The organism is Extensimonas soli, from assembly GCF_029211265.1.
Taxonomy (GTDB): Bacteria; Pseudomonadota; Gammaproteobacteria; order Burkholderiales; family Burkholderiaceae_C; genus Extensimonas; species Extensimonas soli.
The window spans coordinates 1-22,952 of the sequence record NZ_JARGEL010000025.1 but is presented as its reverse complement, the minus strand read 5'-3'; the positions used below and the strand labels follow the sequence as shown (position 1 = coordinate 22,952).

The window sequence follows — 22,952 nt, the reverse complement described above, 5'->3', positions numbered from 1 at the left end:
CCGCACTACAGCGCCACAGCGCCCCCGTCCCAAGGTTTTCGCCGGGCGGGGGCGTTTTTTCAGTCCCCGCTCCAAGCCTGCACCCATGGCCTTGTCTGCGCTTTTCTGGCTGGCCGCGGCCGCCTTGCTGTTTTGGGCCGTTGGCGCCTACAACCGCCTCGTGCGCCTGCGCGCGGGCGTGGCGCAGGCATTTGCCGGCATCGCCGCGCACGGCGCTCGCCTGCTGGCCTTGCTGGAGGAATTCGGCGCCGCCAATCCTGTCGGTGAAGCCATGCCCGCGCATGCCGTGCTGAAGGCCGCCGCGGCGCAGTTCGCCATTTGCCTGGCCGCCGCGCGCGCCGCGCCATTGCATGCCGCGGAAATCGCGGCGCTCGCCACGGCTGCGCAGGTGCTGGGTACGGCCTGGGGCGCGGCTTTGCACGAGCTGCCAGAAGCCGAGGGCAAGGACGCGCCCGCGGCTGCCGCCACCGGCCCACGCGCGCTCTGGCGCCAGCGCTGGGAAGAAGAACAGATGCAAAGCAGCGCCAGCGTGCAACAGTTCCACACTGCGGTGCAGCATTACAACGCGGCGATGGCGCAGTTCCCCGCGCTGCTGCTGGCATGGCTGTTTGGCTTCAAGGCGGCGCGCGCGCTGGAGTGGCACCTTTCGCAAGGCAAGCCATGAACCCAGGCAAACGATCGCACGCGCCCACGCGGCCACGTTCCCCCATGCCCGCGCCTGCAGGCGCACAGGCAGGCGCGCCCCAGAGCACGCGCGCGCACGTGCCCGACGTTCCCGGCGTCGCCTTGTGGCAGCAGCTGGGCGCCGTCGCCGCCGCGCTGCAAGACATCATGGCGGGCCGCTCGGGCACGGCGGTGCTCGCCGCAGTGGCGCCCGAGATGCGCCCTGGCGTGCAGGCCCTGCTGTACCAGGTGCTGCGCGCGCTCGGGCGGGCGCAGGCGCTGCGCAGCCAACTGGCCGCACGCAGGCCGCCGCCGCCGGTCGATGCGCTGCTGTGCACGGCGCTGGCCCTGGGCTGGCAGGAGGGCGCCTCCCCTTACGCGCCGCACACCCTGCTGCACCAGGCCGTCGAAGCCGCGAAACACCACCCCGCCACGCGCGCGCACGCGGGCTTCCTCAACGCCTGTCTGCGCCGCTTTTTGCGCGAGCGCGCCGCGCTGGTGGCCGCGACCGACGCCGATCCGCTGGCGCGCTGGAACCACCCGCCGTGGTGGGTGCAGCGCCTGCAAAAAGACCATCCGCAGCATTGGCAGCAGATCCTGCAGGCCAACAACGCTGCGGCGCCCATGGCGCTGCGCATCAACAAGCAAAAATGCACGCTGACGCAGTACCAGCAAGCACTACAAGCTATCAATATAGAAGCTGATGCGGTGACCGAAAGCGCTCTGCTGCTGCGCCATCCGGTGCCCGTGCACAAGCTGCCGGGCTTCGAGGCGGGGCTGGTCTCGGTGCAGGACGCCGGGGCGCAACTGGCCGCGCCGCTGCTGCTGCAGGGGCTGGACCTGGCCCAGTCCCAACTCCAGCCCCAACTCCAGTCCTTGCGCGTGCTCGACGCCTGCGCCGCGCCCGGCGGCAAGACCGCGCACCTGCTCGAACTCGCGCCGCCCGGCGCTCCGCTGCAGGTGACGGCGCTGGAAGTCGATGCGGCGCGCAGCGAACGCATCCATGCCAACCTGCAGCGGCTGGGCCTGCATGCGCAAGTGCTCGTGGCCGACGCCGCGCGCCCGCAGGACTGGTGGCCGCAGCATTGCGCCGGCCTGCCTTTCGACGCCATCTTGCTCGACGCGCCCTGCACCGCCTCGGGCATCGTGCGCCGCCATCCCGACGTGCGCTGGCTGCGCCGCGCGAGCGACATCGACCAGCTTGCCGCCCAGCAGCGGCGCCTGCTCGACGCGCTGTGGCCCCTGCTGCGCCCGGGCGGCCGGCTGCTGTATTGCACCTGCTCGGTATTTCGCGCCGAAGGGGAAGACCAGGCGCAAATGTTTCTTGCGCGCCACAAAGACGCGCGCCGGCTGCCCGCGCCCGGGCATTTGCTGCCCTCGGGCCCCGACAATCCCCAGTCTGGCCTGGACGAGCTGCCCTATGACCACGACGGATTTTTTTACGCCTTGTTCCACAAAACCCCCGCTTGAGGCGCTGTGGGCCTGGGCATTGCGCCTGGGCGCCGCGCTGCTGTGTGCGCTGCTGCTGCAGGGGCAGGCCTGGGCCGAGCAAGCCGCGGGCGAAGTCGAGGAACTGCGCGTGGAGCGCGCCGAAGACGGGCTGTACCTGAGCGCCACCCTGCAATTCGCCCTGCCCGAACTGGTCGAAGACGCGCTGCGCAAGGGCATTCCCATGTTTTTCCTGGTGCAGGCGCAGGTGTTGCGCGACCGCTGGTACTGGTCCGACCGCGAGGTGGCGGACGCGCGCCGCTACCTGCGCCTCAGCTACCAGCCGCTCACGCGCAAGTGGCGCCTGAACACCTCACCCGCGCCCTTCGGCAATTCGGGCCTGGGCGTCACCCTGGGGCAGAGCTTCGACGACCTGGCCGATGCGCTCGCCGCAATGCGCCGCATTGCGCGCTGGAAGATCGCCGACGCCAGCGCGATCGAAGTGGGCGCAGGCCATACGCTGCGCTTTCACTTCCAGCTCGACCTGTCGCAGCTGCCGCGCCCCTTCCAGATCGGCGCCGTGGGCCGGGCAGGCTGGAATTTGCAACTCGAGCGCAGCCTGCGCTTCGTGCCCGAAGCCGCGCCATGAGCCACGCACCCAAGCCAGCGCCCCCGCCGGTGCAGACCGAGTCGGACGCCACCGCCGACCCCACTGCCCCCGCCGCCCCCGCCGCAGCGGACACCCCGGCCGCCTCCGCCTCGGTGCGCGCGGCGCAGCGGCAGGCGCGTGCCGTGCGCTGGATGGTGGGTGTGGGCCTGGCCATCGTGGTCGCCATCGGCCTGGTGCTGCTGTTTTTGCTCACCCTGGCCACGAACAACCGCGAGCTGTACGAACGCCACTACCCCTGGCTGTTCGGGCTCAACGTGCTCGTGGCCGTGCTGCTGCTGCTCGTGCTCGTGTGGATGGCCGCGCGGCTGGGCCTGCGGCTGCGCCGCAAACGCTTTGGCAGCCGGCTGCTGTTCAAGCTCGCGGGCATTTTCGGGCTCGTGGGCCTGGTGCCGGGGCTGCTGATCTACATCGTCTCGTACCAGTTCGTCACGCGCTCGATCGAAAGCTGGTTCGACGTGAAGGTCGAAGGCGCGCTCGCCGCGGGCTTGAGCCTGGCGCGCGTCTCGCTCGACGCCATGGCCAACGACATGGCCGCCAAAACGCGCAGCGCCAGCGCCCAGCTGGCCCAGGTGCCCGACGCCGCCGCCGGGCTGGTGCTCGAGCGCATCCGCGACCAGCTCGGCGCCACCGACGTGGTGCTGTGGAGCGCCGCGGGCCGCCCCCTGGCCAGCGCCGGTCAGTCGCGCTTCGAGCTGAACCCCGAGCGCCCCAGCGCCGCGCAATTGCGCCTGGCACACGAACAGCGCATGACCACGCAGATCGAGGGGCTGGATGACCTCCCGCCCGGCGTCACCGCGCCGCCACCCGCAAACGTCAAGGTGCTCGTACTGGTCAGCAGCCCCAGCGTGGGCCTGCTCGTAGAGCCGCGCTACCTGCAGGCCAGCATCCCCTTGCCGCCCGCGCTTATCGCCAACGCCATCGCCGTGCAGGAGGCCAACCGCGAATACCAGGAGCGCGCCCTCGCGCGCGACGGCCTGCGCCGCATGTACGTGGGCACGCTCACCCTGAGCCTGTTTCTGGCCGTGTTCGGCGCGGTGGTGCTTGCGGTGCTGCTGGGCAACCAGCTCGTGCGCCCGCTGCTCGTGCTTGCCGAAGGCGTGCGCGAAGTGGGCGCCGGCAACCTCAGCCCCAAGGCCGCGCTGCAGGGCAAGGACGAACTCGGCGGCCTCACGCGCTCCTTTGCGCTCATGACGCAGCAGCTCGCGGACGCGCGCGCCGCGGTCGAGCGCAGCATGGGCGAGGTCGATGCCGCACGCACCCAGTTGCAGACCATCCTGGACAACCTTACCGCGGGCGTGCTCGTGCTCGACGCGCAGGGCACCATGCTCTCGGCCAACCCCGGCGCGTCGCGCATACTGCGCCTGCCGCTGACAGAGCACCTCGACCAGCCGCTCGCGCAGGTGGCGGGGCTGGCAGGGCTGGCGGCTGCCGTGCAGGCGCAGTTCGACGCCCTGCAGGCCGAGCACGCCGCATCCGACGCGCCCAATGCGCCCAATGCATCCGACGCACGGCCCGCCGGCCACTGGCAGCAGCCCTTCGAGCTGCATGACGCTGCCGGCGGCACGGTGCAGCACCCCATCAGTCTGATCCTGCGCGGCGCCGTGCTGCCGGGTGGCGCGCACCTGCTCGTTTTCGACGACATCACCGACATCGCCTCGGCCCAGCGCGCGCAGGCCTGGGGCGAAGTGGCGCGCCGCCTGGCGCACGAGATCAAGAACCCGCTCACTCCCATCCAGCTCTCGGCCGAGCGGCTGGCCATGAAGCTCGAGGGCAAGCTGGCGCCGCCAGAGCAGGCCATCGTGGCCAAATCGGTCAAGACCATCGTCGAGCAGGTGGACGCCATGAAACGGCTCGTGAACGAATTCCGCAACTACGCGCGCCTGCCTTCGGCCGAGCTGCAGCCGCTGGACCTGAACGCCCTGGTGAGCGAGCTGCTGCAGCTGTACGGCGAGGAAAACGCCACCGTCCCCGTGCAGGCAGACCTGGACCCGCGCTGCCCGCCCATTGCGGGCGACGCGCAGCAGCTGCGCCAGGTGGTGCACAACCTGCTGCAAAACGCGCAAGACGCCACCTTGCAGGCCGCGAGCGGCCAGGCGCCACCGCCGCCCGTGCGCATCGTCACACGCTGGAACGAATCCTCGCGCCGCGTGCGCCTGAACGTGCTCGACAGCGGCCCCGGCTTTGCGCAGCACATCCTGCAGCGCGCCTTCGAGCCCTACGTCACCACCAAGCCGCGCGGCACCGGCCTGGGCCTGGCCGTGGTCAAAAAAATCGCCGACGAACACGGCGCGCGCATCGAGCTGTCCAACCGCGTCGAGGAGGGCGTGGTGCGCGGCGCCCAAGTGTCGCTATCATTCGCCACGACAGTTTCCGTGGCGTCGTGACAACAATGCCACATCCTTTCGAGGTGCTTCACATCCATGGCAAACATTTTGGTGGTCGATGACGAGCTCGGCATTCGCGAGCTCTTGTCGGAAATCCTCAACGACGAAGGCCACAGCGTCGACCTGGCAGAAAACGCCACCCAGGCCCGCGCCCTGCGCGCCAACAATGGCTACGACCTCGTGCTGCTGGACATCTGGATGCCAGACACCGACGGCGTGACGCTGCTCAAAGAGTGGGCCATGGGCGGCCGGCTCACCATGCCCGTGATCATGATGAGCGGACACGCCACCATAGACACCGCCGTGGATGCGACGCGCATCGGCGCCTTTTCCTTCCTTGAAAAGCCCATCACGCTGCAAAAACTGCTCAAGGCCGTAGAGCAGGGCCTGACCCAGGGCCTGCGCCCCCCGCAAGCGCCCGCCGCCACAGCACCCCTCGCGGCGCAGACCGCCCCAACGTCGCAACCCGCGCAGCCGGGCCTGCCCACAGCCAGCGGGCCTGCCGAAGTTACACCTGCCACCCGGACCGAGTCTGCCCCCACAGGCCACCAGGGCTTCGACCTCGACCGGCCCCTGCGCGAGGCACGCGACCAATTCGAAAAAGCGTATTTCGAATTCCACCTGGCACGCGAAGGCGGCTCCATGACCCGCGTGGCCGAAAAAACCGGCCTGGAGCGCACCCACCTCTACCGCAAGCTGCGCCAACTGGGCGTGGAACTGGGGCGCGGCAAGCGCGGGTATTGAGCCCGAATTGCCCATTAGGCAGTGCTGCGCACCTTTGGCTCACGATACGGCGTTCGCTGCCGACAGGTGCGTGGACTTGGGGATCGCCAGCACGAGAGAGGTGGAGGTTGCGCATGGAGTGTATTGGGTGCAAAATAGGTGCATATTCATTGCATAAAGTTGGCGCCATGAGCACCGTGCTGCAACAACCCTTCGCCGAGCAGTTCCGCGAGCCGGACACGCCTTACCTGTCGCCGGCCCGGATCGGGGATTTTTTCGGCTTCAAGGTACAGGAACTGGCCGAGCGCGCACACGTCCATCGCAACACCCCGACCGCCAGGCCCCAGGCCCCCCAGTTGCAGAAGTATCTGCAGGACATGGTGCGGGTGCTGGCCGCGGCCACCGAGATGACCGGCGATGAAAAGCGTGCAGCATTCCTGCTGCGCAACGAGCCGCTGCGCGCCTTTGGCTACAAAACGGCAGATGCCCTGATCCAGGACGGGCGAGCCGATACGCTCATCGCCTACCTGGAATCGCTGGCGGGCGGCGCTGCGGGATGATCCTGGCCATCACGCTCGGCGAGGACAAGGACGAAGCCTGCTACCGCGTCATCTCTCCAGCCTACGCCGGCACGCCGCTGTCCGGGATGGGCGCTGCCCGCCAGGGCGGTCGCTTCAACCGACCGGGGCAGGAGGCGCTTTATCTGTCGCTGGACGAAAGCACCGCCCTGGCGGAGTACAAGCAGGACAACCCCTGGCTGCGGCCGGGCACGATCTGCACTTTTTTCGTCCGTGGCTTGCGGGTCGCTGACCTCAGCGCCGGCTTCGACCCGGCGAACTGGCCGCCGCTGTGGGCCGATTTTCCAGTGGACTGGCGGACGGAGTGGTTCGGCAAGTCCGTGGAGCCGCCCTCCTGGTACATGGCTGACGATGTCATTGCCGAGGGGCTGGACGGAATCCTGTTTCCCTCGCAGGCCCGCTCCGGAGGCCTCAATCTGGTGGTCTATCGGAGTTCGTCCCGGCCTCTCGATCAATTGCGCGTGTACGACCCCGACGGCGCCCTGGGGAAAATCGCGCTTCGGTAAGCGGCCGGGCGCCCTCGTGAGAAATTCGGGGGCGGATTTGAATCCGCCCTGCTCCACGCTCGAGAAAATGCCCGGCAGCTACATCACCGACGACCTGCGCCAGCGCGCCGACGACGTCGTCTGGCGCGTCAAGGCCGACGGCGAGTGGATCTACCTGTACCTGCTGATCGAATTCCAAAGCAGCGTCGATGCCTGGATGGCCGTGCGCATCATGACCTACGTGGGCCTGCTGTACCAAGACCTGATCCGCCGCGGCGAAGCGCTTGAACCCAGATTGTCCATTAGGACGCGGGATGATGGCGAGGCGGCTGACAAGGCAGTTTGGTTGCGGGTGAGGAGTTCGTGGTGGTGCCACGAACGACGAAGCCGTGGCCAAAATGACTGTCAGGCGCCCGCCAGCGCCCGCGTAGGTGCGCAGCACCGCCTAATGGACAATCTGGGTTGAAGGCAAAAGGCTGCCGCCCGTGCTGCCCATCGTGCTCTACAACGGCGACGCCAAATGGACGGCCGCCACCGACATCGCCACGCTGATCCCCAAAGTCCCCGGCCTGGTGTCCCAATATCTGCCCAAGCTCGAATACCTGCTGATCGACGAAAACCAGTACGCCGAAGCGGACCTTGCGGAGCTGAAAAACCTTGTGGCAGCCATCATCCGCTTCGAGCACCCGGAAAACGAACAAGCGCTGCTGAAGCTGATCGACGTGCTCAACGACATGCTGCAAGGCAATGCGGAGCTCAAGCGCACTTTTGCGATCTGGATCCATGCGGTACTCTTGCGCCAGAGCAAGCACACTCTGGTGCTGCCCAAGGTGCAAGACTTGAAGGAGTTGAAAATGACGCTGGCTGAACGCTTTGACCAATGGGCTCAGAAGTACGAGCAAAAAGGGCTTGAAAAAGGCATAGAGAAAGGTGTCGAGAAGGGCATCGAGAAGGGCATCGAGAAGGGCGAAGCCCTCCTGCTGCAGCGCCTGTTGACGCGCCGTTTTGGCACTTTGCCCAGCGACATCGTCGGGCGGATCGCCGGGGCGACGGCAGCGCAGCTGGAACAGTGGGGCGACCGCGTATTGGATGCCGCCAGCCTGGAGGAAGTCTTTCGCCCCTGAGGGCGTAGCGCTGCCGCTACAACCGCTCATCCACCCATTGCGGACAGGTCGTTTCAGTGGCCCTGCAGCCAGTCGGCGAACTCGGCCACTGAAAGGACAGGAATGCGAAACTGCGACCTGACCGCCTGAATGTCGCCGTCGCCACTCACCAGGGCATCGGCATCGGCCACGGCAGCGAGTGCCAAGAAGATCACGTCGTCAGCGTCACGAATCTCTGGCAGCCCCGCAGGCGTCGTCTCGACCTTGACGGTATCCACGAACGGCAGGAACTCAGCCAGCAGTGCCACCTGCTCGTCCTGACCCAGTTTGAATTTGGGATATGCGAGAACGCGCAGCAACTCGCTGACCGTGTCGCGGCTGGCCAAAGGGATGAAGCGCCTGGCCTGCCAGGCCTCCCGCAGCCAGGCAAACTTGCCCCGCGAAAAAATCAGGGCCGATACCAGGCAGTGGATGTCGAGGACAACGCGCGGGACGCCCATTCACCCATTCGCACGGCCGCACGGCCATACGGACTTCGTGTCGAACCTCCCGTCGCCGGGCGCCTGCAGTTGTCGAAAGCGGGCTGGCGATTTTTGGGGCAATCAAGGTTGGCAGCGGTACGGGTCGCAAATTACTATCTTTACAGGAGCTTTCGATGCCGTCTGCAAGCGCCTTGAGGCCGGAAATGAGGTCAAAACTACCCTGTCGGTGCCGTCTCGCTACCGTGGAATTTCCCTGCAGCGGCGCAGTCCATGAATGCCCCAAAGACCCGTGCTTTCGCGCGGGTGAGACTATGCGCCGGGCGGGCAGCAGTGGCATCGCCCGGGTTTGATTTTCGGTGATAGGTCAAATTTCTCCGCTGCCCACGCTTGCCGCCGCGTTCGATTGCCATAGCCCAAGTGCCCGCAGCTGCGGGTAGCGCGTCATCTGAAGGTTTTGCAGGGCTAGCAGCAGCGCTTGGTAGTACTTGTCGCCGTACATGCCGTGCATGACGCGCAGCTGTTCGGCTGCCGCAGCAGGGTTCCCATTGAGAGCCAAGGCCAGTGCATAGTGATACCCCAATGCGCCATAAGGGAAGCGCTTGGCCACCTTGCGTAGCAACTCGATCTGCTGGGCGGGCATGCCGGGCGTGGGTTGAAGCCAGCCGGCACGCAGCATCGCATCGAGTTGATTGAGCACCAGAATTTTGGGGAATTCGTGGTCTGGCGGCACTTTGCCGATGCGCATGCCATTGAAGCGCACCACGGCAAATTCCTTTTCCGCGCCGATGTAGTCGTGGGTGATGACCAGGCCCAGCGCGGCGTACAAGGCCGCGCAGATCAATGCCGTGCGGGCCGAGACGGGTGCCGTTCGTGGCGGGCGATCGAGGTGCGCTTCCACCAGGCCGATCAAGATGCCTGCTGTAGCCAGAAAATATCCATAAGCAAAGGGAAATTCGAGCAGACTGTGCACCGTAAAAGGCAACAAAGCCGCCATGGCGGCAATGCCCATGGTGCCCTGCACGCGCCGGAGCCGGGTCAGCAGCCAGTATGCGAGGGCCAGCGAGATGGCGATACCCAGAGGAACGCCGCACCAGGCAGTGAGGTCGAGCACCAGATTGTGGGCATAGCTGTAGGTCAGTTCGCCAGGGTGGCCCAAGGCGCCTACGTTGTGGGCGGTGGCCGTTTGGTTCCAGCCATAGCCCCACCACGGCGATTGGGTAATGGCGTACCACATCTGTGCCCAGAGCACCTGCCGGCTGTTCGGGTCCATCAATGCAATGTTGCGGTTTCCACCAAGCAGCAGCGCTTCATTGACCCAAGGTACTAGCGCGCTGGCAAGCCACACAACGCCCAGCCAGCCCAGCGGCAGCCAAGCCGGGGTCTTGAATACAGAGATTGCCTGTCGGCGCAGGCGCCAGAACAGGAAAAATGCCAGTACGCTGGCGCTGAGCAAGCCGGTGCGCGATTGTGTGAACACCATCACGACGGTGAGCAGCATGAGCACAAGCGCCGTGGCAAAACGTCCCAGTTTGCCGGCCTCGAAGTCGTGCCACACCGCGCATGCCCCCATCAAAAGCAGCGTGGCCATCTGGTTGGTCTGGGCTATGTTGCCCATGGGGCGCGCGCCGATCTCGTCGTGATTGGCCCAGGTGCCGAGGATGACAGAGTAATCCAACCATTGCAGCACACCGATCAAGGCCGAAAGGACTGCAGGCAGCCACAGGAAGATGCCAAATGGAAGGGCGCCAAACAAGCCCGCGTCGGCCATGTGCCTGGCCTCGCGGCCCTTCAAATAGCCGCTGGCGATGGCAGCAGCCAGGCCGGCGAGGTAAATCAGTGCGAGCCAGAAGTCTCCGCCAAAGAACAGCAAGCCCGTGGCCCATTGCAGCAAGGGAATGACCAGCAAGGCCAGCGCGAACCAGGCTGCGGCCGGCAATGCCAGCGTGGCAGGGCGAGCCTGCCACGCCAATGTGGCGAACAGCAGCGCCACCCCCGCAAAGGCCATGAACTCGGACTGGAAGTTCAGCCACGGTCGGTAGTGGCTCGCGTTGAGCCAGCAGCCGATGAGCAAGGCCCAGGCGCAGCCCGCCCAGAAACTGGCGCGGAATAAGAAAACGCCCCCGAGGGGGCGTTTCGTCGATGCGCTCAGCAAAGATCAGCCTCGGCAGGAACCTGGCAGGAATTTGGCGGGAACGCCAACGCCAGCAGCGCCTGGGCCGCATTTCCACATGGCGATTGGTTTGCCTACGTCGTTGGTGTGGTCCATGGTGTCCGTGCCCGCAGCGTCTGCATAAGGGGTAAGAACAACGGTCATCCCATCAATGGTCGCATCGTTGAAGCCACGTGCGGTAACGGTAATTACGCCGTCGGCAGTTGTGTCAACTTGCTGGACATACTTGCTGCCAGAAGTGCTCGACACTTCGCAGCCCCACGTACCGGCGGACGGAATGTTGGCGGAGCTAGCGGCAGATTGATACACCTCAGTGATCATAGTGCGGCAGGCCGAAGCCGCCAGAATCACTTCAGACATCTTTGCGCGCTTGGTGTAATCCTGGTACGCCGGCAGCGCCACGGCCGCCAAGATGCCGATGATCGCGACGACGATCATCAATTCGATGAGGGTAAAACCCTGCTGAACAGAACGCTTCATGAAAAACTCCTGGTGGAAGGAAAGAAAGGAAAAAAACCTGACGCCAGCAACCATGCAGCAATCGTGCCATGCCCGCGCCACCGAGCTGCGCGGGGTTTTGCCGCACCGCAGGGGCCCAACGCTGACTTGCGTCAAGATAGGGGTGCGGCACACCGACAATTTTGTTACACAAGAAAGTTCTTTGTGGGGCTGCAGGCGGGCGCCGGTGACAGGAGCGTGCGTTCATTCGGTGGCCGCACGGGGGCTGCAAAGGTTTGCGGCAGTGCGTGTGACCTCTGGCAGCTCGCGCACTGCCTTCGCCGCATGGATGAGGGTGCGCTTTTCTGCGGGCGTGAGGGTGTGCAGGTCGCCGTCTTCGTGATAGACCAGTGCTTTCAGGCTTTCGCTGGGCTGAAAGTTCGGGCCGAAAAGCAGGCGCGCAGCGGCCAAGCCTTGCGCCAGGCTCACGCCAGCGTTGAGCATGGCCAGTGCCTTGGCTGAAAAAAGTCGAAGTCCACCGATTGGCGATGCCCCAGGCGCAATGCGATGGCGGTGCCGCCGTAAAGCGCGAAGCCCATCGCCGGGGCGGGGCGCAACTTAGAGGCTGAGAGTTTTTCGTCCATGGCCGCCTTGCACACCAAAACACCCCCGCTCATCGTTGCAAATGCTCGCCATAGCCCGAGCTATGGCTGCGCTTTGCGCCTCGATCGGTGGCGTTTTGATGCCCCTTTCGGCCACGGCCGAAAAACTCTCAGCCTCTGAGGCCACAATGCGCGCTGCTCGGGCGGCAGAATTTCGAGGTGGGGCTTGAAGGTGCGCATCATGCAAACCGGCGTTGCGGCAAGGCGGGCACTTGTTGCGGCTCGCTCAGGCCCAGGCGATAGTGCCAGTAGGCCCACGAGCGCGCATTGAACTGCCCGGGCTGCGCGTGCGTCAGGACTTCGCGCAGCACGTCGTCGCCGACTTGCGCGGTGAGCCATTGCACGTCGGCCCAGTCGCCAAGGTTCATCACTTGGGCAATGACGCGCTCGGGGATGGCCAGTGCCTCTTGCGGCGTTTTCCACCAAAGGTATTTGCGCGCCAGGGGCTGCAGGACTGCGGGTGGGATGGCAGGCATGGGGCGCGTGCTGCGGGGGTGGCTGCGGGGAAGTTGGGGCGGCTGCGGCGCCGTCAGCGCAGATCGAACACCATCTGCGTGTCCGCCAGCTCCAGCTGGTCGCCGCTGCGCAGCAGCACGGGCGCGTTGCCTAGGGGGGTGCCGTTGAGCCGGGGCGCCTCGGGGCCGTCCACGTGGGCGAGCATGAAGCCCTGGCTGCGGCGCGTGATCGAGGCCACGCCCACGCCCGGCTTGCCCAGCGTGGTGACGACTTTTTGCAGCACCATTTCGCGCCCTGCGGCGGCGCCCGAGAGCACGCGCACGCTGGCCGTGGGCAGGGGCTCTGGCAGTGGTGCCATGGCGGAGGGGCGCAAGGGGGTGGGGTTGTTGTCTTCGAGCAGGCGCAGCGTGTATTTGCCCACCTGCACCGTGTCGCCATGGCGCAGCGGGCTGCGGCGCACGGGCTTGCCGTTGACGTAGGTGCCGTTGGTGCTGCCCAGGTCTTCGATGGCGACCTCGCCACCCTGCAGTTGCAGCACGGCGTGTTCGCCGCTCACCGCCAGGTTGTCGATCACGATGTCGTTGTAGGGCCTGCGGCCTACGGTGGTGTATTCCTTGGTCAGCGGCACTTCGCGGGTCATGAGACCGTCGATGGCAATGATCACGCGCGGCATGGCTTGGGCTCCTGATGGTTTTTGTGTGTCGTATAGGTGGTGTGCGGCTGCGGCGGCCTGGGCCAGGGTGTCAGGCGGAACGCCAGCGTGTGAGGATACCGCGTTTGGCGGCGCCGGCCTTGGCACGAACGGCCCCCGCGACCTTGGTTCCGATGCGGGCGCCGACCTTGGCCTGCACCAGCAGCACGCTGATGTTGTCGCGCCCGCCGTGTGCGTTGGCGCTGTCTATGAGCAGGGCGGTTTTTTCAGTGAGCGGCATGGGGGCGCGCAGGATTTCGGCCAGTTCGGCGTCGGCAACCATGTCGGTCAGGCCGTCCGAGCACAGCAGGTACAGGTCGTGCTCCGCGACGGTGAATTCGTTGATGTCGGCCGCGGCATGCGGCTCGCTGCCCAGGGCGCGTGTGATCAGGTTGCGCATGCCCAGGGTGGCGGCCTGCGCGGGGGTGAGCAGGCCGGCGTCGATCTGCTCTTGCAGCCAGGAGTGGTCGCGCGTGAGCTGCTGCAGCGTGCCCGCGCGCAGGCGGTAGCAGCGCGAGTCGCCAATGTGCGCGAGGACGAGCTGCTGGCGCACGAACAGCGCCGCCACGAAGGTGGTGCCCATGCCCGCACAGGCGGGCTGGGTGTGTGCTGCGTGCCAGATGCGGTGGTTGGCGTGGCCGATGCTGGCCTGCAGGGCGGCGCGCGCCCCCTCGGCCGATGCCAGCGGGCCGGCCTGGGCATGCCACTGGGCGATGTCGGCGCGCACCGTGGCGATGGCCATGGCGCTGGCGACTTCGCCGGCGTTGTAGCCGCCCATGCCGTCGGCAAGCAGCGCGAGCTGGGTGGCGCGGTCGAAGGCGGCGGCGTCCTCGTTGTTGGGACGCACCCGGCCGCGGTCGGTGCGGGTAGCAAAGTCGTAGCGCATGGCGGCGGCGTGGGGGCTGGGTGCGTGCGTGTGGCGGCGGGGCGCGGTTCAGGTGCCGGCAGGCGGCGGGGTGCGGCCTTGCCAGAGCCTGCCCACGCCCACCACCAGGGCTGCGCCCAGCGCGGCGGCGAGGTAGTGCAGTGCGGGGTGGCTTGCGCTGAAGTCGTGCAGCGCCACGTCGCTGGCGATGGTCTCGCCGCCGACCCAGCCGATCAGGCCCGCGCCAAGCACGACGATCATCGGAAAGCGCGCCATGAGCCGGATCATGAAGCTGCTGCCGAAGATGACGAGCGGAATGCTCACGGCCAGGCCGAGCGCCAGCAGCAGCAAATCGCCCTGCGCGGCGGCGGCCACGCCGATGACGTTGTCCAGGCTCATGACCAGGTCGGCGATGAGGATGGTGCGTATGGCGCCGAACAGGTGGCTGTGGCTGCGGGCGGCGGAGTCTTCGCCTTCCGCCTCTTCATCGCGCAGCAACTGCAGGCCTATCCACAGCAGCAGGCAGCCGCCGACGATTTGCAGGTATGCAAGGCCAAGCAACCTGGCCGCGACCACGGTGAGTGCGATGCGCAGCACCACGGCAGCGCCCGAGCCCCAGAAGACGGCCTTTTTTTGCTGCGGCGCAGGCAGCGTGCGCGCGGCGAGCGCAATCACCACGGCGTTGTCGCCCGAGAGGATGATGTTGATCCAGACGATCTTGAACAGACCGAGCCAGAAGGCGGCGGTTTGCAGGGACTCCATGACAGATTTTTCAGAATTTCGTCAGGACTTTGTAACACAAAACAAAGCGCCCGGAACCGAAGTTGCGGGCGCTTGGGGATGAACCAGGGCGGGGAAGTGCTTACTTCTTGAGTGCCGCCTTGGCGAGTTTGCCGAGCTCGGAGGGGTTGCGCGTGACGATGAAGCCGCATTCTTCCATCACGGCGAGCTTGGCCTCGGCCGTGTCGGCGCCGCCTGCGATGAGCGCGCCCGCGTGGCCCATGCGCTTGCCGGGCGGGGCGGTGACGCCGGCGATGAAGCCGATGATGGGTTTTTGCATGTTTTCCTTGCACCAGCGCGCGGCGATGGCTTCGTCGGGGCCGCCGATCTCGCCGATCATGATGACGGCGTCGGTTTCGGGGTCGTCGTTGAAGGCTTTCATCACGTCGAGGTGCTTGAGGCCGTTGATCGGGTCGCCGCCAATGCCCACGGCGCTCGACTGGCCCAGACCCACTTCGGTGAGCATGGCCACGGCTTCGTAGGTGAGCGTGCCCGAGCGGCTGACCACGCCGACGCGGCCCTTGCGGTGGATGTGGCCGGGCATGATGCCGATCTTGATCTCGTCAGGGGTGATGAGGCCGGGGCAGTTGGGGCCGAGCAGCAAAGTCTCTTTGCCGCCGGCGGCGACCTTGGCCTTCATTTTGTTGCGCACGACGAGCATGTCGCGCACGGGGATGCCCTCGGTGATGCAGACCACGAGGTCCAGGTCGGCCTCGACGGCTTCCCAGATGGCTTCGGCGGCTCCGGCCGGGGGCACGTAGATGACCGAGACGGTAGCGCCGGTCTGCTGCGCGGCCTCTTTGACCGAGGCGTAGATGGGGATGTTGAAAATCGACTCACCGGCCTTTTTGGGGTTCACGCCGGCGACGAAGCAGTTTTTGCCGTTGGCGTATTCCTGGCATTTTTCGGTGTGGAACTGGCCGGTCTTGCCGGTGATGCCCTGGGTGATGACTTTGGTGTCTTTGTTGATGTAGATCGACATGGCTTTTCCTGATCTTGCTGATGCGGCAGTGTGCGCCCGCGCCTTTTGTTTTTACTTGGCCACCGCAGCCACGATCTTGGTCGCGGCTTCGGCCATGGTGTCGGCGGGGATGATGGGCAGGCCCGATTCGGCGAGCATTTTCTTGCCGAGTTCTTCGTTGGTGCCCTTCATGCGCACGACCAGTGGCACCGAAAGGTTCACGGCCTTGCAGGCGGTGATCACGCCGGTGGCGATGGTGTCGCACTTCATGATGCCGCCGAAGATGTTGACCAGAATGCCCTTGACCTTGGGGTTCTTGAGCATGATCTTGAAGGCTTCGGTGACTTTTTCTGCCGTGGCGCCGCCGCCCACGTCAAGGAAGTTGGCCGGCTCGCCGCCAAAGAGCTTGATGGTGTCCATGGTGGCCATGGCCAGGCCCGCGCCGTTGACCAGGCAGCCGATGTTGCCGTCGAGGCTGATGTAGGCGAGGTCGAACTTGGAGGCTTCGACTTCGGCCGGGTCTTCTTCGTCGAGGTCGCGCAGGGCCACGACTTCAGGGTGGCGAAAGAGCGCGTTGTCGTCGAAGTTGAACTTGGCGTCGAGCGCGATGAGGCGGTTCTGGCTGTCGCGGTTGAGCGGGTTGATTTCGACCAGCGAGGCGTCGGTGTCCATGTAGCATTTATAGAGCTTCTGGAACATGTCCACGGCCTGCGCCATGGAGGCTTCGGGCAGGCCGATGCCGGCGGCGATCTTGCGCGCTTGCGCATCGGTCAGGCCGACGAGCGGGTCGATGTATTCGGTGATGATTTTTTCGGGCGTGGAATGGGCCACTTCCTCGATGTCCATGCCGCCTTCGCTCGAGGCGATGAAGGCCACGCTCTGCGTGGCGCGGTCGGTCAGCAGCGAGACGTAATACTCTTTCTGGATGTCTGCGCCTTCTTCGATGTAGAGGCGCCGCACTTTTTGCCCTTCGGGGCCGGTTTGGTGCGTGACGAGCTGCATGCCCAGAATCTGGCTGGCAAGCTCTTTGACCTGGTCAACGCTCCTGGCGAGCTTGACGCCGCCGCCCTTGCCGCGCCCGCCGGCGTGAATTTGCGCTTTGACGACCCAGACCGGGCCGCCGAGCTTTTGCGCGGCTTCGACGGCTTCTTGCACCGTGAAGGCAGGAATGCCGCGCGGCACGGTCACGCCGAAATTGCGCAGGATTTCCTTGGCTTGGTATTCGTGAATCTTCATGAGGCCTCTCTCAGGGAAGGATGACAACAGCCCGTCTGTCGAGCCAAGAACCACAGGCTGTCAGTGACAAGGGACATGGCAACTGGCGAATGTATCATGCTGCGGCGCATCATTTGTGCGCCCGCGAAGGCAAAACGCATCTGGAAGGAAGGTTCATGTTCAAGGTATTCATAGACGGCGAGGCCGGCACCACGGGCCTGCAAATCCGCGAGCGCCTGCAGGCCATGCCGCAGATCGCGCTGCTGAGCATCGCGCCCGAGCAGCGCAAGGACCCGGCGGCCAAGCGCGCGCTGCTGGCCGAGGCGGACCTGGTGGTGCTGTGCCTGCACGACGACGCGGCGCGCGAGAGCGTGGCCCTGGTCGAGCAGGCTGAGGCCGCCACGGGCCGCACGATCAAGGTGATCGACGCGAGCACCGCGCACCGCACGGCGCCGGGCTGGGTGTTCGGCTTTCCTGAACTGGTGGCGGGCCAGGCAGATGCCGTGCGCGCGGCGCAGCGTGTGGCGAACCCCGGTTGCTATGCGACCGGCGCGATCGCGCTGCTGCGCCCGCTGGTGGACGCGGGGCTGGTGCCGCCGGACTTTGCGCTTGCGCTGCCTGCCGTGAGCGGCTATTCGGGCGGCGGGCGCAGCATGATCGAGGCGTATGAGCAGGGCACGGCGGCGCCGTTCGAGCTTTACGCGCTCACACTGCAGCACAAGCACCTGCCCGAGATCATGCGCTACGCCGGCCTTACGCGCCGCCCGATCTTCGTGCCCAGCGTGGGCAACTTTCGCCAGGGCATGCTGGTGCAGGTGCCGCTGCACCTGGACTTGTTGCCCGGCGCGCCCAGGGCGAGCGACCTGCACGACGCGCTTGCCAGCCACTACGCGCGCAGCAACACGCCGGCGCAGTGGGTGCAGGTGCTGCCGCCCACGCCGGACGGCCGGCTTGACGCGGTGGCCGTGAACGACACCAACCGGCTCGAGCTGCGCGTGTATGCCCACGAGGCCGAGCGCCAGGCGGTGCTGGTCGCGCGCCTGGACAACCTGGGCAAGGGCGCGAGCGGCGCGGCGGTGCAGAATTTGCAGCTGATGCTGGGTTGTTGAGTCTCTGTTGCTTTTATATTGATAGCTGCTTGTGCTTGCATATCAATGGCTAGGAGCCTGTCGGACTTTGGAAGCGTCGGCTGCGAATGCGCCGCAGCGGCCCATTTTTTACCGTCTTCTTGCCCCATAGTCCCGCTATGGGGCGGCGAATCCGGCAAAAACTGGCCTCGCTGGGGCCCATTCTCGCTTTCGACGCCCAAAGTCCGACAGGCTCCTAGAGGCCAAAAATACCTAAAATCTGGCGGTTTTGTCGTCCGGCTGCTGGAATAACCCGGGTTCGTGGTGCAGGCCGCGAAATGCCGGGTAAATCCCTTGTTTTCATAGCAATGAGAGCGCATTGATCCGATACATTCGGGCTTGTTGCATGCTGCTGGCTTGGGCGGCGTGCGCGCCGGCGCCGTTGCCATAGCCCCCGACCTCCTTCAGCCCGCATGTTCGTCATCATTGGTTATGTTCTCAGCCTGGTGTGCGTTTTCGGCGTGTTCATATTGCACGGCGGGAACATCATGGTGGTGCTGCACGCGCTGCCCTTTGAGCTGGCCACCATAGGCGGCGCGGCCGTGGGGGCGTTTTTGGTGAGCAACCAGCCCAAGGTCGTCAAAGCCACACTCAAGGCGCTGGGCGGCGTGCTCAAGAGTTCCAAATACACCAAGGCGCGCTATCTGGAGCTCATGTCCATGCTCTACGAAATTTTGCAAAAGGCCCGCAAGGAAGGGTTGATGGCGATCGAAAAAGACGTGGACGCGCCGCAGGAGTCGGAAGTTTTCAGCAAATATCCCACCGTGGGCAAAGACCACCATGTGATCGAGTTCACGACCGACTACCTGCGCATGATGGTGTCGGGCAACCTCAATGCGCATGAGATCGAATCGCTGATGGACAACGAGATCGACACCCACCACGAAGAAGTGCATGCGCCCGTGGCCGCGCTCAACCGTGTGGCGGGGGGCTTGCCGGCGTTCGGTATCGTGGCCGCGGTGCTGGGCGTGGTGAACACCATGGGCTCGGTGGGGCAGCCGCCTGCGGTGCTCGGGGCCATGGTCGGGTCCGCATTGGTGGGCACGTTTCTGGGGATTTTGCTGGCCTACGCCTTTGTCGAGCCACTGGCGGCGCTGATCGAGCAGAAGGTGGAAGATGCCGGCAAAGAGCTGCTGTGCATCAAGAGCACGCTGCTGGCGAGCATGCAGGGCTACAACCCGGCAACGGCCATAGAGTTTGGCCGCAAGGTGCTGTTTTCGGGAGATCGGCCGGATTTTGCCGAGCTCGAAAACCACGTGCGCGGCAAGAAATAAAGCCGTGCCACTGCCTCATCGACCTGCGGTTTTCTGCTGACAGACCACGCCATGGCCGACAAGAAACTCCAGCCCATCATCATCAAGCGCGTCAAGAAGGGCGGCCACGCGGCGCACGGCGGCGCCTGGAAGATCGCCTACGCCGATTTCATGACGGCCATGATGGCGTTCTTTCTCGTGATGTGGCTGCTGGGATCGACCACCGAGGGCGACCGCAAGGGCATCGCAGACTACTTCAGTTCGCCGCTCAAGCTGTCGATGTCGGGCGGCAGCGGGGCGGGCAACAGTTCGAGCATCATTCCCGGCGGGGGCAACGACTTGTCCAAGGTGCACGGCCAGGTGCGGCGCGCGGATGCCAAGGCGGACAAGGACCCCACTCGCAATGTCGATACGCCCCACGTCGGGCGCGCGCGCGACGACACCGCGCGCATCAAGGCACTGCAAAAGCGCCTGGACGCCGCGATCACTGCCAACCCGCGCCTCAACGAATACCGTTCGCAGATCCGCATAGACCTGACGCCCGACGGCCTGCAGGTGCAGATCGTGGACGAGCAGAACCGCCCCATGTTCGACAGCGGCAGCGCCGTGGTCAAGCCCTACATGCGCGACATCCTGCATGCGATCGGCGCAGCGCTGAGCGACGTGGACACCAGCATCAGCCTGGCGGGCCACACCGACGCCACACCCTACACCAACGGCGAGCGCGGCTACAGCAATTGGGAGCTCTCGGTCGACCGCGCGAACGCCGCACGGCGCGAGCTGATCGCAGCCGGCATGCCCGAGGCCAAGCTTGCGCGCGTGGTGGGGCTTGCGGCCAGCGACCTGCTCGAGCCCGACAACCCGCGCGCGCCGCTCAACCGGCGCATCACCATCACGGTGCTCACGCACGAGGCCGAAGAGCGCCTGCTGAACAAAAAACCTGTGATCGTGCCTGCGGCAGAATTGGCGGCGCAAAAGAGCGAAAATCCCGCCTCGACCGCGCAGCCGTAACGAGTTGTCACAATAGCGGTGCGTTTAACCATCTTGGCCATCCTGCGCCATTCCTGACCGAAAGGGTCCCCGACGTGAGCCATGCCCTTCGTTTTTTGATCGTCGATGATTTTTCCACGATGCGCCGCATCGTGCGCAATCTGCTCAAGGAGAGCGGCTACCCCGACGCCGACGAGGCCGAGGACGGCGTGGCCGCGCTCAACAAGTTGCGCAGCAGCAAGTTCGATTTCGTCGTCACCGACATCAACATGCCCAACATGAACGGCTTCGAACTGCTCAAGGAAATCAAGAAGGACGAGCAGCTCAAGCATCTGCCCGTGCTCATGGTGACCGCCGAGGCGCGCAAGGAAGACATCGTGGCCGCGGCGCAGGGCGGTGCAGCGGGCTACATCGTCAAGCCCTTCACCAAGGCCACGCTGGAAGAAAAGGTGGGCCTGATTCTGCAGAAGATGGGGCTGGGCAAAGCATGACGGCGCCTGACGATGGCGCTGGCGCAGCGGATGCTGCGGGCAGCGCGGACGACGTCCACCACAAAATCGGCCGCCTCGCGCGCCAGTTGCACGACGCGCTCAACGAGCTCGGTTTTGCCGATCGGCTGCGCAGTTCCATGGGCGAGCTGCCCGACGCGCAAAGCCGGCTGTCCTACATCGCCCGGCTCACGGGGGAGGCTGCCGAAAAGGTGCTCAGCCACGTCGAGCAGGCCAAGGCGCAAAACGATCACATCACGGCGCAAACGCTGCGCGTCAAGGCGCTGCTGATCAAAGACCCCGTGGCCGCCGTCGCCAAGGGCGAGGTGATGAACTACCTGCTGGACATGGAGCGGTTTGCCCAGGAGGCCGACACGCACCTGACCGAAATCATGATGGCGCAGGATTTTCACGACCTCACGGGCCAGGTGATTGCGCGCGTCGTCAACCTCACGGCGACGCTGGAGCGGCAGCTGGTGGAGTTGCTGATCCAGACGGCGCCGGCGGATGCCCCCATGCCCGCCATGCCGGCGCAAACCGAGCGCCCGCACCTGCCCGGCCCGGTGGTGGACCCCGAGCACACGCCCGACGTCGTGACCAGCCAATCGCAAGTGGATGACTTGCTGGCCAGCCTTGGTTTTTGAAAAGGCGCAGAAAATTGGGGTCAGATTCCAATTTTCGGCTGCGCCAATGTATGCAAAAATAAGCCTATAGCGCTTATCTGGTAAGCGCTCATAGCTCCTAAATATATAGTGTCATCCCTTTGCGCGCACAGCGTCCTGCACGAGGTCTTCGGTTACGAGCAGTTCCGCGGCCCGCAGCAGGACATCGTCGAGCACGTGATCGCCGGCGGCGATGCGCTGGTGCTCATGCCCACGGGCGGCGGCAAATCGCTGTGCTACCAGATTCCGGCCATCGTGCGTCAGCGGCAGGGGCGCGGTGTGGCCATCGTGGTCTCGCCGCTGATCGCGCTCATGCACGACCAGGTCGGCGCGCTGCACGAAGCAGGCGTCGAGGCCGCGTACCTCAACTCGACGCAGGACTTCCAAGCCACGCAGGAGGTCGAGCTGCGTCTGCTCGCCGGCGCGCTCACGCTGCTCTACGTGGCGCCCGAGCGGCTCAACACGCCCCGCTTTCTGGGCCTGCTCGACAGCCTCTACCACGAGGGGCACCTGAGCCTGTTCGCGATCGACGAGGCGCACTGCGTGAGCCAGTGGGGGCACGACTTTCGCCCCGAATACCGCGCACTCGCGCTGCTGCACGAGCGCTACCCCGAGGTGCCACGCATCGCCCTCACCGCCACGGCCGATGCGCTCACGCGCGCCGACATCGTCGAACGCCTGCAGCTCGAAAGCGCGCGCCAGTTCGTGAGCAGCTTCGACCGCCCCAACATCCGCTACCGCATCGTCGAAAAAAAGGACCCGACCGCGCAGCTGCTGCGCTTCATCAGCCAGGAGCACGCGGGCGAGGCCGGCATCGTCTATTGCCAGTCGCGCCGGCGCGTCGAAGAAGTCGCCACCTTGCTGCAAGAGGCCGGCATCCCCGCGCTGCCCTACCACGCGGGCCTGGCGCACGCGGTGCGCCAGCAACACCAGGATCGATTCCTGCGCGAAGAGGGGCTGGTGATGGTCGCCACCATCGCCTTCGGCATGGGCATAGACAAGCCGGACGTGCGCTTCGTCGCGCACCTCGATATGCCCAAGAACATCGAGGGCTACTACCAGGAAACCGGCCGCGCGGGCCGCGATGGCCTGCCCGCCGACGCCTGGATGGCCTATGGCCTGCAGGACGTGGTCAACCAGCGCCGCATGATCGACGAAAGCCCCGCCGCGGAGGCGTTCAAGCAAACGCTGCGCGGCAAGCTCGACGCCCTGCTGGCGCTGGCCGAAGCCACCGACTGCCGCCGCGTGCGCCTGCTGGGCTACTTCGGCGAAGCGGCCACGCCCTGCGGCAATTGCGACAATTGCCTCGCGCCGCCCGCAGTGTGGGACGCCACCGAGGCCGCGCGCAAGCTGCTCTCGGCCATCTACCGCGCGCAGCAGGCCAGCGGCATCAGCTTTGGCGTGGGCCACATCCTGGACATCGTGCGCGGGCGCAAGACGGAAAAGGTGGAACAGTTCGGGCACGAGCGGCTTTCCACCTTCGGCATAGGCGCCGAGTTCAGCGAAGCGCAGCTGCGCGGCGTGCTGCGCCAGCTGCTGGCGCTGGGCGCGGTGGGCGTGCACAAGGTGCTGCTTGAAGGCGGCCGCAGCGTGGACACGCTGTGCCTGACCGAAGGCTCGCGCGCCGTGCTGCGCGGCGAGCGCGCGGTGCAACTGCGCGCCGCGAGCGCCGCGCCCG

At 65.8% G+C, this 22,952-nt stretch carries 26 protein-coding genes; 15 read left to right on the top strand and 11 right to left on the bottom strand.

Translation table 11 applies throughout. The features are described 5' to 3' along the window. The first annotated feature begins 85 nt into the window (after positions 1-85). The 9 genes from PYV55_RS12300 (at position 86) to PYV55_RS12260 (ending at position 8,055) form a co-directional block, all read left to right on the top strand. Positions 86-664, top strand: coding sequence for a LemA family protein (locus PYV55_RS12300; protein WP_275851628.1), 579 nt, complete (start codon positions 86-88; stop codon positions 662-664). A 44-nt stretch (positions 665-708) separates the two neighbouring features. After that, positions 709-2,133: a 16S rRNA (cytosine(967)-C(5))-methyltransferase RsmB gene (gene rsmB / locus PYV55_RS12295; protein ID WP_275851625.1), complete on the top strand. Its 1,425-nt coding sequence runs from the start codon at positions 709-711 to the stop codon at positions 2,131-2,133. After that, positions 2,084-2,740, top strand: a complete 657-nt coding sequence (locus tag PYV55_RS12290; protein ID WP_275851622.1) for a DUF4390 domain-containing protein — start codon at positions 2,084-2,086, stop codon at positions 2,738-2,740. The genes rsmB and PYV55_RS12290 overlap by 50 nt, the downstream gene beginning before the upstream one ends. Before the next feature lie 152 nt (positions 2,741-2,892). Further along, on the top strand, positions 2,893-5,145 hold the full coding sequence (locus tag PYV55_RS12285) for a sensor histidine kinase (RefSeq protein WP_407066799.1): 2,253 nt from the start codon (positions 2,893-2,895) through the stop codon (positions 5,143-5,145). A 36-nt stretch (positions 5,146-5,181) separates the two neighbouring features. Beyond that, complete coding sequence (locus tag PYV55_RS12280; protein ID WP_275851617.1) at positions 5,182-5,889, top strand: response regulator; 708 nt, start codon at positions 5,182-5,184, stop codon at positions 5,887-5,889. Positions 5,890-6,056: 167 nt separating this feature from the next. Then, positions 6,057-6,428 (top strand): antitoxin Xre/MbcA/ParS toxin-binding domain-containing protein, encoded by a 372-nt coding sequence (locus tag PYV55_RS12275; RefSeq protein ID WP_275851615.1) that lies wholly within the window; start codon positions 6,057-6,059, stop codon positions 6,426-6,428. Beyond that, positions 6,425-6,952 (top strand): RES family NAD+ phosphorylase, encoded by a 528-nt coding sequence (locus PYV55_RS12270; RefSeq protein ID WP_275851612.1) that lies wholly within the window; start codon positions 6,425-6,427, stop codon positions 6,950-6,952. The genes PYV55_RS12275 and PYV55_RS12270 overlap by 4 nt, the downstream gene beginning before the upstream one ends. Positions 6,953-6,968: 16 nt before the next feature. After that, the gene (locus PYV55_RS12265; RefSeq protein WP_275851609.1) at positions 6,969-7,397 is read left to right on the top strand and encodes an Rpn family recombination-promoting nuclease/putative transposase; all 429 of its coding nucleotides are present in this window, start codon (positions 6,969-6,971) and stop codon (positions 7,395-7,397) included. Continuing rightward, on the top strand, positions 7,387-8,055 hold the full coding sequence (locus PYV55_RS12260) for a DUF4351 domain-containing protein (RefSeq protein WP_345803595.1): 669 nt from the start codon (positions 7,387-7,389) through the stop codon (positions 8,053-8,055). Before PYV55_RS12265 ends, PYV55_RS12260 begins: the two co-directional genes overlap by 11 nt. Before the next feature lie 53 nt (positions 8,056-8,108). Here PYV55_RS12260 and PYV55_RS12255 read toward each other — a convergent pair whose 3' ends face one another. The 11 genes from PYV55_RS12255 to sucC form a co-directional block, all read right to left on the bottom strand. Next, positions 8,109-8,534: a putative toxin-antitoxin system toxin component, PIN family gene (locus PYV55_RS12255; RefSeq protein WP_275851607.1), complete on the bottom strand. Its 426-nt coding sequence runs from the start codon at positions 8,532-8,534 to the stop codon at positions 8,109-8,111. Between the two features lie 346 nt (positions 8,535-8,880). Then, positions 8,881-10,587 (bottom strand): PglL family O-oligosaccharyltransferase, encoded by a 1,707-nt coding sequence (locus tag PYV55_RS12250; protein ID WP_275851605.1) that lies wholly within the window; start codon positions 10,585-10,587, stop codon positions 8,881-8,883. Positions 10,588-10,671: 84 nt separating this feature from the next. After that, positions 10,672-11,166: a pilin gene (locus tag PYV55_RS12245; protein ID WP_275851603.1), complete on the bottom strand. Its 495-nt coding sequence runs from the start codon at positions 11,164-11,166 to the stop codon at positions 10,672-10,674. Between the two features lie 222 nt (positions 11,167-11,388). Beyond that, complete coding sequence (locus PYV55_RS12240; RefSeq protein ID WP_275851601.1) at positions 11,389-11,628, bottom strand: hypothetical protein; 240 nt, start codon at positions 11,626-11,628, stop codon at positions 11,389-11,391. Then, complete coding sequence (locus PYV55_RS12235) at positions 11,610-11,768, bottom strand: nucleotidyl transferase AbiEii/AbiGii toxin family protein (RefSeq protein ID WP_275851599.1); 159 nt, start codon at positions 11,766-11,768, stop codon at positions 11,610-11,612. Before PYV55_RS12235 ends, PYV55_RS12240 begins: the two co-directional genes overlap by 19 nt. Before the next feature lie 197 nt (positions 11,769-11,965). Beyond that, entirely contained in the window at positions 11,966-12,262 is a 297-nt protein-coding gene (locus tag PYV55_RS12230) for a hypothetical protein (protein WP_275851597.1), read from the bottom strand. 53 nt (positions 12,263-12,315) lie between these two features. Then, a complete protein-coding gene (locus PYV55_RS12225; RefSeq protein ID WP_275851594.1) occupies positions 12,316-12,915 on the bottom strand; it encodes an FHA domain-containing protein in 600 nt (199 codons plus the stop codon). A 70-nt stretch (positions 12,916-12,985) separates the two neighbouring features. Continuing rightward, positions 12,986-13,819 carry a Stp1/IreP family PP2C-type Ser/Thr phosphatase gene (locus tag PYV55_RS12220; protein ID WP_275851591.1) on the bottom strand — a complete coding sequence of 278 codons (834 nt, stop codon included), beginning with the start codon at positions 13,817-13,819 and terminating at the stop codon, positions 12,986-12,988. A 48-nt stretch (positions 13,820-13,867) separates the two neighbouring features. Next, a complete protein-coding gene (locus tag PYV55_RS12215; protein ID WP_275851588.1) occupies positions 13,868-14,560 on the bottom strand; it encodes a TerC family protein in 693 nt (230 codons plus the stop codon). Positions 14,561-14,660: 100 nt separating this feature from the next. Further along, positions 14,661-15,560: a succinate--CoA ligase subunit alpha gene (sucD, locus tag PYV55_RS12210; protein ID WP_275851586.1), complete on the bottom strand. Its 900-nt coding sequence runs from the start codon at positions 15,558-15,560 to the stop codon at positions 14,661-14,663. Positions 15,561-15,611: 51 nt separating this feature from the next. After that, complete coding sequence (gene sucC / locus PYV55_RS12205) at positions 15,612-16,775, bottom strand: ADP-forming succinate--CoA ligase subunit beta (RefSeq protein WP_275851583.1); 1,164 nt, start codon at positions 16,773-16,775, stop codon at positions 15,612-15,614. Between the two features lie 155 nt (positions 16,776-16,930). On the opposite strand from sucC, the gene argC reads away from it, so the two are divergent. The 6 genes from argC to recQ all read left to right on the top strand — a co-directional run. Next, the gene (argC, locus tag PYV55_RS12200) at positions 16,931-17,863 is read left to right on the top strand and encodes an N-acetyl-gamma-glutamyl-phosphate reductase (protein ID WP_275851580.1); all 933 of its coding nucleotides are present in this window, start codon (positions 16,931-16,933) and stop codon (positions 17,861-17,863) included. A 431-nt stretch (positions 17,864-18,294) separates the two neighbouring features. Next, on the top strand, positions 18,295-19,155 hold the full coding sequence (motA, locus tag PYV55_RS12195) for a flagellar motor stator protein MotA (RefSeq protein ID WP_275851576.1): 861 nt from the start codon (positions 18,295-18,297) through the stop codon (positions 19,153-19,155). Between the two features lie 51 nt (positions 19,156-19,206). Continuing rightward, positions 19,207-20,145 (top strand): flagellar motor protein MotB, encoded by a 939-nt coding sequence (gene motB, locus PYV55_RS12190; RefSeq protein WP_275851573.1) that lies wholly within the window; start codon positions 19,207-19,209, stop codon positions 20,143-20,145. A gap of 74 nt (positions 20,146-20,219) precedes the next feature. Next, positions 20,220-20,615: a chemotaxis response regulator CheY gene (gene cheY, locus PYV55_RS12185; RefSeq protein ID WP_144729772.1), complete on the top strand. Its 396-nt coding sequence runs from the start codon at positions 20,220-20,222 to the stop codon at positions 20,613-20,615. Then, the gene (locus PYV55_RS12180; RefSeq protein WP_275851569.1) at positions 20,612-21,256 is read left to right on the top strand and encodes a protein phosphatase CheZ; all 645 of its coding nucleotides are present in this window, start codon (positions 20,612-20,614) and stop codon (positions 21,254-21,256) included. Before cheY ends, PYV55_RS12180 begins: the two co-directional genes overlap by 4 nt. A 108-nt stretch (positions 21,257-21,364) precedes the next feature. Beyond that, positions 21,365-22,952 (top strand): DNA helicase RecQ (recQ, locus tag PYV55_RS12175; protein ID WP_275851567.1); only part of this gene is annotated, 1,588 nt, incomplete at its 3' end.

What these genes read in the sequence shown, in the direction of transcription:
- PYV55_RS12275 (WP_275851615.1), top strand. Translation starts at nt 6,057, where the DNA reads ATGAGCACCGTGCTGCAACAACCCTTCGCCGAGCAGTTCCGCGAGCCG.
- argC (WP_275851580.1), top strand. Translation starts at nt 16,931, where the DNA reads ATGTTCAAGGTATTCATAGACGGCGAGGCCGGCACCACGGGCCTGCAA.
- sucC (WP_275851583.1), bottom strand. Translation starts at nt 16,775, where the DNA reads ATGAAGATTCACGAATACCAAGCCAAGGAAATCCTGCGCAATTTCGGC.
- PYV55_RS12225 (WP_275851594.1), bottom strand. Translation starts at nt 12,915, where the DNA reads ATGCCGCGCGTGATCATTGCCATCGACGGTCTCATGACCCGCGAAGTG.
- PYV55_RS12280 (WP_275851617.1), top strand. Translation starts at nt 5,182, where the DNA reads ATGGCAAACATTTTGGTGGTCGATGACGAGCTCGGCATTCGCGAGCTC.
- PYV55_RS12290 (WP_275851622.1), top strand. Translation starts at nt 2,084, where the DNA reads ATGACCACGACGGATTTTTTTACGCCTTGTTCCACAAAACCCCCGCTT.
- PYV55_RS12180 (WP_275851569.1), top strand. Translation starts at nt 20,612, where the DNA reads ATGACGGCGCCTGACGATGGCGCTGGCGCAGCGGATGCTGCGGGCAGC.
- PYV55_RS12245 (WP_275851603.1), bottom strand. Translation starts at nt 11,166, where the DNA reads ATGAAGCGTTCTGTTCAGCAGGGTTTTACCCTCATCGAATTGATGATC.
- PYV55_RS12300 (WP_275851628.1), top strand. Translation starts at nt 86, where the DNA reads ATGGCCTTGTCTGCGCTTTTCTGGCTGGCCGCGGCCGCCTTGCTGTTT.
- PYV55_RS12270 (WP_275851612.1), top strand. Translation starts at nt 6,425, where the DNA reads ATGATCCTGGCCATCACGCTCGGCGAGGACAAGGACGAAGCCTGCTAC.
- rsmB (WP_275851625.1), top strand. Translation starts at nt 709, where the DNA reads ATGCCCGCGCCTGCAGGCGCACAGGCAGGCGCGCCCCAGAGCACGCGC.
- motA (WP_275851576.1), top strand. Translation starts at nt 18,295, where the DNA reads ATGTTCGTCATCATTGGTTATGTTCTCAGCCTGGTGTGCGTTTTCGGC.
- motB (WP_275851573.1), top strand. Translation starts at nt 19,207, where the DNA reads ATGGCCGACAAGAAACTCCAGCCCATCATCATCAAGCGCGTCAAGAAG.
- PYV55_RS12255 (WP_275851607.1), bottom strand. Translation starts at nt 8,534, where the DNA reads ATGGGCGTCCCGCGCGTTGTCCTCGACATCCACTGCCTGGTATCGGCC.
- PYV55_RS12240 (WP_275851601.1), bottom strand. Translation starts at nt 11,628, where the DNA reads ATGCTCAACGCTGGCGTGAGCCTGGCGCAAGGCTTGGCCGCTGCGCGC.
- sucD (WP_275851586.1), bottom strand. Translation starts at nt 15,560, where the DNA reads ATGTCGATCTACATCAACAAAGACACCAAAGTCATCACCCAGGGCATC.
- PYV55_RS12235 (WP_275851599.1), bottom strand. Translation starts at nt 11,768, where the DNA reads ATGGACGAAAAACTCTCAGCCTCTAAGTTGCGCCCCGCCCCGGCGATG.
- PYV55_RS12230 (WP_275851597.1), bottom strand. Translation starts at nt 12,262, where the DNA reads ATGCCTGCCATCCCACCCGCAGTCCTGCAGCCCCTGGCGCGCAAATAC.
- PYV55_RS12285 (WP_407066799.1), top strand. Translation starts at nt 2,893, where the DNA reads ATGGTGGGTGTGGGCCTGGCCATCGTGGTCGCCATCGGCCTGGTGCTG.
- PYV55_RS12215 (WP_275851588.1), bottom strand. Translation starts at nt 14,560, where the DNA reads ATGGAGTCCCTGCAAACCGCCGCCTTCTGGCTCGGTCTGTTCAAGATC.
- PYV55_RS12220 (WP_275851591.1), bottom strand. Translation starts at nt 13,819, where the DNA reads ATGCGCTACGACTTTGCTACCCGCACCGACCGCGGCCGGGTGCGTCCC.